Source organism: Hydrogenophaga sp. FW305-3-2-15-A-LB1 (assembly GCF_058787875.1).
On sequence record NZ_JBYTAE010000056.1, the window covers coordinates 35,267 to 42,739 of the forward strand.

The 7,473-nt window shown below is 70.0% G+C and carries 10 protein-coding genes and 1 riboswitch; all 10 genes read left to right on the plus strand.

Going from position 1 to position 7,473, the window contains the following annotated elements; genetic code table 11:
* The first annotated feature begins 29 nt into the window (after nt 1–29).
* On the plus strand, nt 30–764 hold the full coding sequence (gene folE / locus AC3WPZ_RS17640) for a GTP cyclohydrolase I (protein WP_444688420.1): 735 nt from the start codon (nt 30–32) through the stop codon (nt 762–764).
* A gap of 8 nt (nt 765–772) precedes the next feature.
* Nucleotides 773–1,198, plus strand: a complete 426-nt coding sequence (locus AC3WPZ_RS17645; protein ID WP_382161236.1) for a BLUF domain-containing protein — start codon at nt 773–775, stop codon at nt 1,196–1,198.
* A 130-nt stretch (nt 1,199–1,328) separates the two neighbouring features.
* Entirely contained in the window at nt 1,329–2,210 is an 882-nt protein-coding gene (locus AC3WPZ_RS17650; RefSeq protein ID WP_444688419.1) for an EamA family transporter, read from the plus strand.
* A 1-nt stretch (nt 2,211) separates the two neighbouring features.
* Nucleotides 2,212–3,066: a DUF429 domain-containing protein gene (locus AC3WPZ_RS17655; protein ID WP_382323395.1), complete on the plus strand. Its 855-nt coding sequence runs from the start codon at nt 2,212–2,214 to the stop codon at nt 3,064–3,066.
* A 76-nt stretch (nt 3,067–3,142) separates the two neighbouring features.
* A riboswitch (FMN riboswitch) is annotated at nt 3,143–3,338 on the plus strand.
* 88 nt (nt 3,339–3,426) lie between these two features.
* A complete protein-coding gene (locus tag AC3WPZ_RS17660) occupies nt 3,427–3,936 on the plus strand; it encodes a 6,7-dimethyl-8-ribityllumazine synthase (RefSeq protein ID WP_382323396.1) in 510 nt (169 codons plus the stop codon).
* Between the two features lie 51 nt (nt 3,937–3,987).
* Complete coding sequence (locus tag AC3WPZ_RS17665) at nt 3,988–4,815, plus strand: helix-turn-helix domain-containing protein (protein WP_492440779.1); 828 nt, start codon at nt 3,988–3,990, stop codon at nt 4,813–4,815.
* An 80-nt stretch (nt 4,816–4,895) separates the two neighbouring features.
* Nucleotides 4,896–5,354, plus strand: a complete 459-nt coding sequence (locus AC3WPZ_RS17670; RefSeq protein WP_382323398.1) for a VOC family protein — start codon at nt 4,896–4,898, stop codon at nt 5,352–5,354.
* A gap of 77 nt (nt 5,355–5,431) precedes the next feature.
* A complete protein-coding gene (locus AC3WPZ_RS17675) occupies nt 5,432–6,532 on the plus strand; it encodes an MBL fold metallo-hydrolase (RefSeq protein ID WP_492440781.1) in 1,101 nt (366 codons plus the stop codon).
* Nucleotides 6,533–6,595: 63 nt separating this feature from the next.
* Entirely contained in the window at nt 6,596–7,021 is a 426-nt protein-coding gene (locus tag AC3WPZ_RS17680; RefSeq protein ID WP_492440783.1) for a hypothetical protein, read from the plus strand.
* A partial coding sequence (locus AC3WPZ_RS17685; protein WP_492440785.1) for a preprotein translocase subunit YajC occupies nt 7,018–7,473 on the plus strand: 456 nt, incomplete at its 3' end. The genes AC3WPZ_RS17680 and AC3WPZ_RS17685, both read left to right, overlap by 4 nt.

Here is a 7,473-nt window from a genome sequence, read left to right on the forward strand (position 1 = left end):
CCCGGGAGGTCCGGTGTTAGCATGCCCCAATGCTGACGAAAACCGCATCCGACATGACCCCCGCAGCCCCCCCTGACGACGACCACGGCGTGCCCGTTTCCGTCAAGATCCGCGAGCGCGTGAAGGCCGCGCGCCAGCGTTTCCACTCCAACGACAACATCGCCGAGTTCATCCAGCCCGGCGAGCTGGAGAAGCTGCTCGACGAAGTGACCGAGAAGATGCAGGGCGTGCTCGATGCCATGGTCATCGACACCGAGAACGACCACAACACCGGCGACACCGCGCGCCGCGTGGCCAAGATGTACCTCAAGGAGGTGTTCAACGGCCGTTACGTGAAGGCCCCGAGCATCACCGAGTTCCCCAACGCCGAGCACCTCAACGAGCTGATGATCGTCGGCCCGATCACCGTGCGCAGCGCCTGCAGCCACCACTTTTGCCCGGTCATCGGCAAGATCTGGATCGGCGTGATGCCCAACGAGCACACCAACGTGATCGGCCTGTCCAAGTACGCGCGCCTGGCCGAGTGGATCATGGGCCGCCCGCAGATCCAGGAAGAGGCCGTGGTGCAGCTGGCCGACCTGATCCAGGAAAAGACCCAGCCCGACGGCCTGGCGCTGGTGATGGAAGCCAGCCACTACTGCATGGCCTGGCGCGGCGTGAAGGACATGAACAGCAAGATGATCAACTCGGTCATGCGCGGCGTGTTCCTCAAGGACCCCAACCTGCGCCGCGAATTCCTCGCCCTCATCCCCCGTCAATCCTGAGGCCCATCATGCTGGTACGCCTGCTCTACGTCAGCCGCGCTGTCGACAAGGACTGCGCCAAAGCCATCGAATCCATCCTGGAGTCGTCGCGCTCGCACAACCTGGGCAACGGCATCACCGGTGTGCTCTGCTACGGCGGCGGCGTGTTCCTGCAGGCCATCGAGGGCGGCCGCAACGCGGTGAACGGCCTCTACAGCCACATCGTGGCCGACCCGCGCCACACCGAGGTGGTGCTGCTGCACTACGAAGAGATCACCGAGCGCCGCTTCGGTGGCTGGACCATGGGCCAGGTCAACCTCTCCAAGCTCAACACCTCCATCGTGCTGAAGTACTCCGAACGCCCTGAGTTCGACCCCTACGCCGTCTCGGGTCGGGTGTCGCTGGCTCTTCTCGAAGAGTTGATGGCCACAGCCAGCATCATCGGCAGAGCTTGAGGATCTCCCCCCTGCGCCGCTGCGCGGCTTCCCCCCTCCGTGGCGCGCCTTCGGCGCTTCGAGGGGGGACGGCACCTTGGGCCGGCGGAGCCGGACCCTCGGCGCCCCTTGAGTTTGATTTCTCCACTGCATGTCGCTGAACGCGTTCTGTCTCATCGTGCTGGCCGGCCTGATCCACGCCGGCTGGAACATCGTCGCCAAGAAGGCCGCGGGCGACGCGCGCTTCGCCTTCTTCAACGCCTTCCTCATGATGCTGGTCTGGGCGCCGCTGGGCTGGTGGCTGGGCCGCGAGGAGGTGCCGCGCTGGGGCGCGACCGAATGGGGTTTCGTGGTCGCCAGCGGCGTGCTGCACGTCTTCTACTACGTGATCCTGTTGCGCGGCTACCGCAAGGCGGATCTCACCGTGGTCTACCCGATGGCGCGCGGCTCGGGGCCGCTGCTGTCTTCGCTGGTGGCCATCGTGTTTCTGGGCGAGCGCATTTCGGCGCTGGGCGCCCTGGGCATCGCGGGGGTGGTGGGCGGTGTGTTCCTGATCGCCGGCGGCCCGGGCCTGCTGCGCGCCGCGCACGATCCGGTGGCGCGCCGCCGCGTGCACAAGGGCATGGTCTACGGCGTGCTCACGGGCGTGTTCATCGCGGCCTACACGGTGGTGGACGGCTACGCGGTCAAGATGCTGCTGATGTCGCCCATCCTGATCGACTACATGGGCAACTTCGTGCGCCTGGGCCTGCTCGCCCCCGCCGTGCTGCGCGACCTGCCCACCGCGCGGCAGCTGTGGCGCGTGCAGTGGCGCTACGCGCTGCTGGTGGCCGTGGTCAGCCCCATCGCCTATGTGCTGGTGCTCTACGCCATGCGCGAGGCGCCGCTGTCGCATGTGGCGCCCGCGCGCGAGGTGTCCATGCTGTTCGCGGCGCTGATCGGTGGCCACCTGCTGGGCGAGGGCGACCGCGCGGCGCGCATCCTCGGCGCCCTGTGCATCGCCGCCGGCGTGACCGCGCTGGCCCTGGGTTGAAATGGGCAGTGTGAGCGACACGGCGGCCTTCCAGCTGCTGGGCTGCGACTTCAGCAGCGCACCGAGCCGGCGCAAACCCATCACGCTGGCCGTGGGACGCGCCGACCGGGGCCGCGTGGTGCTCGAGGGCGTGGAGCACTTCGAGACGCTCGACGCCTGGAGCCAGCGCCTGGGGGCATCGGGCCGGTGGGTAGGCGGTTTCGACCTGCCGTTCGGCCTGCCGCGCGAACTGGTCACCACCCTGGGCTGGCCGACCGACTGGGCGGCCTGCATGGCGCACTACGAGGGCCTGAGCCGAGAGGCGATCCGCGAGGCCTTCGCCGCCTTCTGCGATGCGCGGCCGGTGGGCGGCAAGTTCGCGCACCGCGCCACCGACGGGCCGGCCGGCTCCAGCCCGAGCATGAAATGGGTCAACCCGCCGGTGGCCTTCATGCTGCACGCCGGCGTGCCGCGCCTGATCGCCGCCGGCGTCACGCTGCCGGGCTTGTTCGAGGGCGACGGCAGCCGCGTGGGGCTGGAGGCCTACCCGGGCCTGCTCGCGCGCAGCGTGCTGGGCACGGTCTCGTACAAGAGCGACGACAAGGCCAAGCAGACGCCCGAGCGCCTGATCGCGCGCAAGACGCTGATCAACGCGCTGGAGAACGGCCAGGCCCCGCTGCTGCAGGCCGTGGGCCTGCGCCTGCGGCTCACGCACGCCCAGCGCGACGCGCTGGCCGACGACGCCAGCGGCGACCGGCTGGACGCCGTGCTCTGCCTGCTGCAGGCGGCCTGGGCCGAGCAGCAGCACCGCGCCGGTCTGCCACGCTGGGGCCTGCCGGTGTTCGACCCGCTCGAAGGCTGGATCGTCACGGCCTGACGGGTTGGTACCCGTGCGACAGCGCGGGATTTCGGCACTGCCTAGAATTCGTCGGGTCCGGCCGCGTGCCGGACACAAGCGTTCTCAGGGCGGGGTGAAACTCCCCACCGGCGGTGATGGCGGCGTGGCGACACGACCGCACGAGTGCCGCGAGCGCCCAGGCGCCGGTTCGTCCGGCGCGTGGGGTCAGCAGACCCGGTGAGATCCCGGGACCGACGGTAAGAAGCGGGTCTGACCGACCCGCTTGACAGTCCGGATGAAAGAGAGCGCGAGCCAGGCACCCCCGTGCGCGCCCGCGCGCCGGTGGCGCGTGCGCTTGTGCGCCCTGATTTGTTGGCCCCTCCTTTTTCCGAGGACACCATGAATCAGACCGAGTCTTCCCACCACCTCCACCTGCCCGCCGGCCTGCGCTTCGCGTTCGTCGAGGCGTCCTGGCACGCCGACATCGTGCACCAGGCGCGCGATGCCTTCTTCGCCGAAATGGCGCAAGGCGGCTTCGGCGCCGACGCCATCGACGTGTTCGACGTGCCCGGCGCCTTCGAGATCCCGCTGCATGCCCAGCGCCTGGCCCGCTCCGGCCGCTACGCCGCCGTCGTCGGCAGCGCGCTGGTGGTCGATGGGGGCATCTACCGCCACGACTTCGTCTCGCAGACGGTGGTGCAGGCGCTCATGGACGTGCAGCTCGACACCGGCGTGCCGATGATCTCGGCCGTGCTCACGCCGCACCACTTCCACGAACACGCCGAGCACCGCAAGTACTTCCTGCGGCACTTCGCCGTCAAGGGCACCGAGGCCGCGCAGGCCTGTCTGCAGACCGTGGCCGGTCTGCGCCGCCTGGACGCGCTGCTGAGCCCGACCGCCGCCGCCTGACGGCCGGCGCCTTGAGCGCGCGGGGGCGATGGGGTACAACCGCCGTTCACCATGTCGCTGCAACGCCTGCCTTCGCCCGCCCTGCGCCCTTTCGTGGCGCAGCTGTGGGCGAGCGAGGACCCGGGCGAGGCGCGCTGCGCCACGCCGTGGCGCGAGCACGCCTTGCCCAGCGGGGCGATGCACCTCGTCATCCGGCTGTCCGACCACCCGCTGCGCATCGCCGATGCCGGCAGCGGCGACCGCGCGCAGACGGTGGCCCCGTCGCTGGTGGGCGGCATGCGCTCCCGGTTCTACCTGCGGGAGTTGCTCGCGCCGTCCTGCTCCGTGGGCGCGGTGCTGCGGCCCGGTGCGGCCGAATGCCTGTTCGGTGGCGTGACCGCCGACGAGCTGGCCGAACGCCACACCCCGCTGGACGCGCTGTGGGGCGCTGAGGCGCATCGGCTGCGCGAGCGGTTGCTGGCGCTGCGCTCGCCGAAGGACCGATTGACCCTGTTCGAGGCCGCGCTCGCGGCGCGCCTGCCGCGCGTGCAGGGCCTGCATCCCGCGGTGGCCGGCGCGCTGGCGCAGTTCCGGGGTGGGGCGTCGGTGGCGGCCGCCGTGCAGGAAAGCGGTTTCAGCCACCGCCGCTTCCTGCAGCTGTTCCGCCAGGGCGTGGGCCTGGCGCCCAAGACCTACCTGCGCGTGCTGCGTTTCCAGCGCGTGCTGCCGGTCCTGCGCTCGGACCCCGCGCTGTCCCTGGCGGCGCTGGCGGCGGACCTGGGCTACAGCGACCAGTCGCATTTCAACCGCGAGTTCCTGGCCTTCAGCGGTGTCACGCCGCTGGCGTACCGTCAGCGCATGGGGACCGACATCCACCACCTGCCGATGGGCGGTGGCTGAGGTCAATTTTTTTCTATACGCCCGCGCGGTGCCTGGGGAAGATGCGAACCCTGTCCCTTCCTGTCCACCGAGGTGAAACCATGAAGATCGAAGAAGTGTTCGCCTACCTTTGCGTGTCCGACGCGAAGGCCGCCATCGCGTTCTACCGCAACGCCTTCGGCGCCACCGAGAAATTCCGCCTCACCGAGCCCAGCGGCCGCGTCGGCCACGCCGAGATGGCCTTTGGCCCGATGACCGTCATGCTCAGCGACGAGTACCCGGAATACGGCATCCGCTCGGCCTCGGCGATCGGCGCCACCCCGGTGTCCATCCACCTGCACGTGGACAACGCCGACCGCATGATCGAGCAGGCCCTGAAGGCCGGGGCCACGCTCGAGCGCGAGGCGCAGGACGCGTTCTACGGCGAACGCTCCGGCGTCGTGCGCGACCCCTTCGGCCACCGCTGGCTGATCGGCCACCACATCGAAGACGTGACCACGGACGAGATGCAGCGCCGCTACACGGCGCTGATGGCATCCGGCGATCCCGGCGAGGGTTGAGGACATCCGCGGCCAGGCCTCGACGCCGGCCCGCCGCGCAGGCACCATGCACGGGTTTCATCCATCCGAAGCCCTTCATGCACCTGCTGTCGCACCTGGCCGTTTCCTGCTCCCTGATCCTGGCCTCTGTCGGCCTGTTCGCGGGTTGCGCCGCCGTTCGCGCCGGTGAGGCCGAGCGCCCACCGGCCTCGACCCAGCGGGGCGACGACGGGCGGTTCCGCAATCCGCCCGACCCGAGCAACCGCCCCACCGAAGGCAGCTGGAAAATCTGGAGCCGCTTCCTGTTCGAGACCCCGGTGGGCGCCGTCCCGCTGGACCCGATCCCGGTTCGCCGCCTGGACCGGGCCACGCTCGACGCGCTGGACCCGGCGGCCAACCACATCGTGCGCCTGGGCCATTCGTCGCACCTGCTCAAGCTGCAGGGCCGCTACTGGCTGATCGATCCGGTGTTCAGCGAACGCGCGTCTCCGGTGCAGTGGCTCGGCCCGAAGCGCTTCCACGCGCCGCCGCTGTCGCTGGACGAGTTGCCGCCCATCGATGGCTTGATCCTCTCGCACGACCACTACGACCACCTGGATCAAGCCACCATCGAGGCGCTGCGCGAGCGCGTGCAGCGCTACTTCGTGCCCCTGGGCGTGCGCGAGCGCCTGCAGGGCATGGGCGTGGACCCCCAGCGCGTGCAGGAGTTCGACTGGTGGCAGGGCACCCGCCACGCGGGGGTGCAGCTCACCGCCACGCCGGCCCACCACTTCTCGGGGCGCACGCTGTGGGACCGCAACAGCACGCTGTGGGCCTCGTGGTTCATCCAGAGTGGCGACGAGCGCATCTTCTTCAGCGGCGACTCGGGTTATTTCGCGGGTTTCAAGGCGATTGCCGAGCGCCTGGGCCCCATCGACATCGCCCTGCTGGAAAACGGGGCCTACGACAGCTACTGGCCGTCCGCCCACATGTCGCCCGAGGAGACCGTGCAGGCCTTCAAGGACCTGCGGGCGAAGCAGCTGTACCTGGTGCACAACAGCACCTTCAACCTGGGTTTCCACACCTGGCACGACCCCATGGACCGCGTGGCCGACATCGCCGAGCGGGAAGGCCTGCCCCTGGCCACGCCGGAGATCGGCGAGGTGTTGACGCTGGGCCGCCCGCGCCAGAACCAGCGCTGGTGGAAAGGCCTGCGCTGACGCGCCCGCCCCCAGGGAGCGCCCGAGCGGGTAAGCTGTCCTCCGTGTTTCAGGAGGACTCCCATGTACCCTTGGCTCTTTCTGTGGGCGCCGCAGCTGCAGCTGCCCTTCAGCGGCGATGTGGCGCAGCGCATCGAACCCCGCACCCAGTGGTTCTTTGACGGCATCGAGACCGTGTCGGGCGATCCGGTGATCGAGCGCAAGGCTTTCGAGGTGGCGACCTATGGTCGCCAGCTCGGGCTGATCACCGAGCTGCTGCTCGACATGGCCGCGCAGACGCCGCCGCGCACCCGGGCTGGCCGCGAGGCGCGCCAGCGGCTGCAGAAGATCCAGGCCGAGATCGAGCGCATCAAAGCCGAAGACGCGGCGGCCCAGGTGGACATGGTCGAGGCCGGCCTGCGGCGCCTCAAGGCCCGCCACCGGCCCGAGTACGAAGCCCTGCGCGCGCGCCTGCAGCAAGCCCTGGCCGCGCCCGAGGCCGCACCGTGAACCTGACCGACATGGGAGCCCTGCCACTCACCCTGCTGGCCTCGCTGGGCGTCGCCATCGTGCTGCTGGTGATCCGCGTGCTCGTGATGCAGCGGGTGCAGCAGCGGCGCCAGCGCGAGAACCGCCAGGAAACCGAGCGCCTGAAATCGCTGGTGGCGGCGTACCGCGCGCTGGCGGGGTCGTTCTCGCCGGCCACGGTCGAGCACGCGACGCAGATGGAGGAAACGCTGGCCGAGATCGTGCTGTTCGGCTCGCTGCCTCAGGTCGAATTGGCCGCGGCCTGCGCCACCGCGCTCAAGCGCGGCGAATCGCCCGACTTCCAGCCCCTGGTGGAAGCCCTGCGGTCCGACCTGCGCCGCCAGTTGGGGCTCGAACCCATTCCGATCACCCTGCTGTTGCCGACCTCGGGGCCGGGGCGCGCCGCGCCGCGCGGGCGGGGGGATGGCGAAGGC

Excerpts from the sequence above, each read along its gene's own strand:
- AC3WPZ_RS17680 (WP_492440783.1), top strand. The coding sequence starts at position 6,596 with ATGTACCCTTGGCTCTTTCTGTGGGCGCCGCAGCTGCAGCTGCCCTTC.
- AC3WPZ_RS17645 (WP_382161236.1), top strand. The coding sequence starts at position 773 with ATGCTGGTACGCCTGCTCTACGTCAGCCGCGCTGTCGACAAGGACTGC.
- AC3WPZ_RS17655 (WP_382323395.1), top strand. The coding sequence starts at position 2,212 with ATGGGCAGTGTGAGCGACACGGCGGCCTTCCAGCTGCTGGGCTGCGAC.
- AC3WPZ_RS17675 (WP_492440781.1), top strand. The coding sequence starts at position 5,432 with ATGCACCTGCTGTCGCACCTGGCCGTTTCCTGCTCCCTGATCCTGGCC.
- AC3WPZ_RS17665 (WP_492440779.1), top strand. The coding sequence starts at position 3,988 with ATGTCGCTGCAACGCCTGCCTTCGCCCGCCCTGCGCCCTTTCGTGGCG.
- AC3WPZ_RS17660 (WP_382323396.1), top strand. The coding sequence starts at position 3,427 with ATGAATCAGACCGAGTCTTCCCACCACCTCCACCTGCCCGCCGGCCTG.
- AC3WPZ_RS17650 (WP_444688419.1), top strand. The coding sequence starts at position 1,329 with ATGTCGCTGAACGCGTTCTGTCTCATCGTGCTGGCCGGCCTGATCCAC.
- folE (WP_444688420.1), top strand. The coding sequence starts at position 30 with ATGCTGACGAAAACCGCATCCGACATGACCCCCGCAGCCCCCCCTGAC.
- AC3WPZ_RS17670 (WP_382323398.1), top strand. The coding sequence starts at position 4,896 with ATGAAGATCGAAGAAGTGTTCGCCTACCTTTGCGTGTCCGACGCGAAG.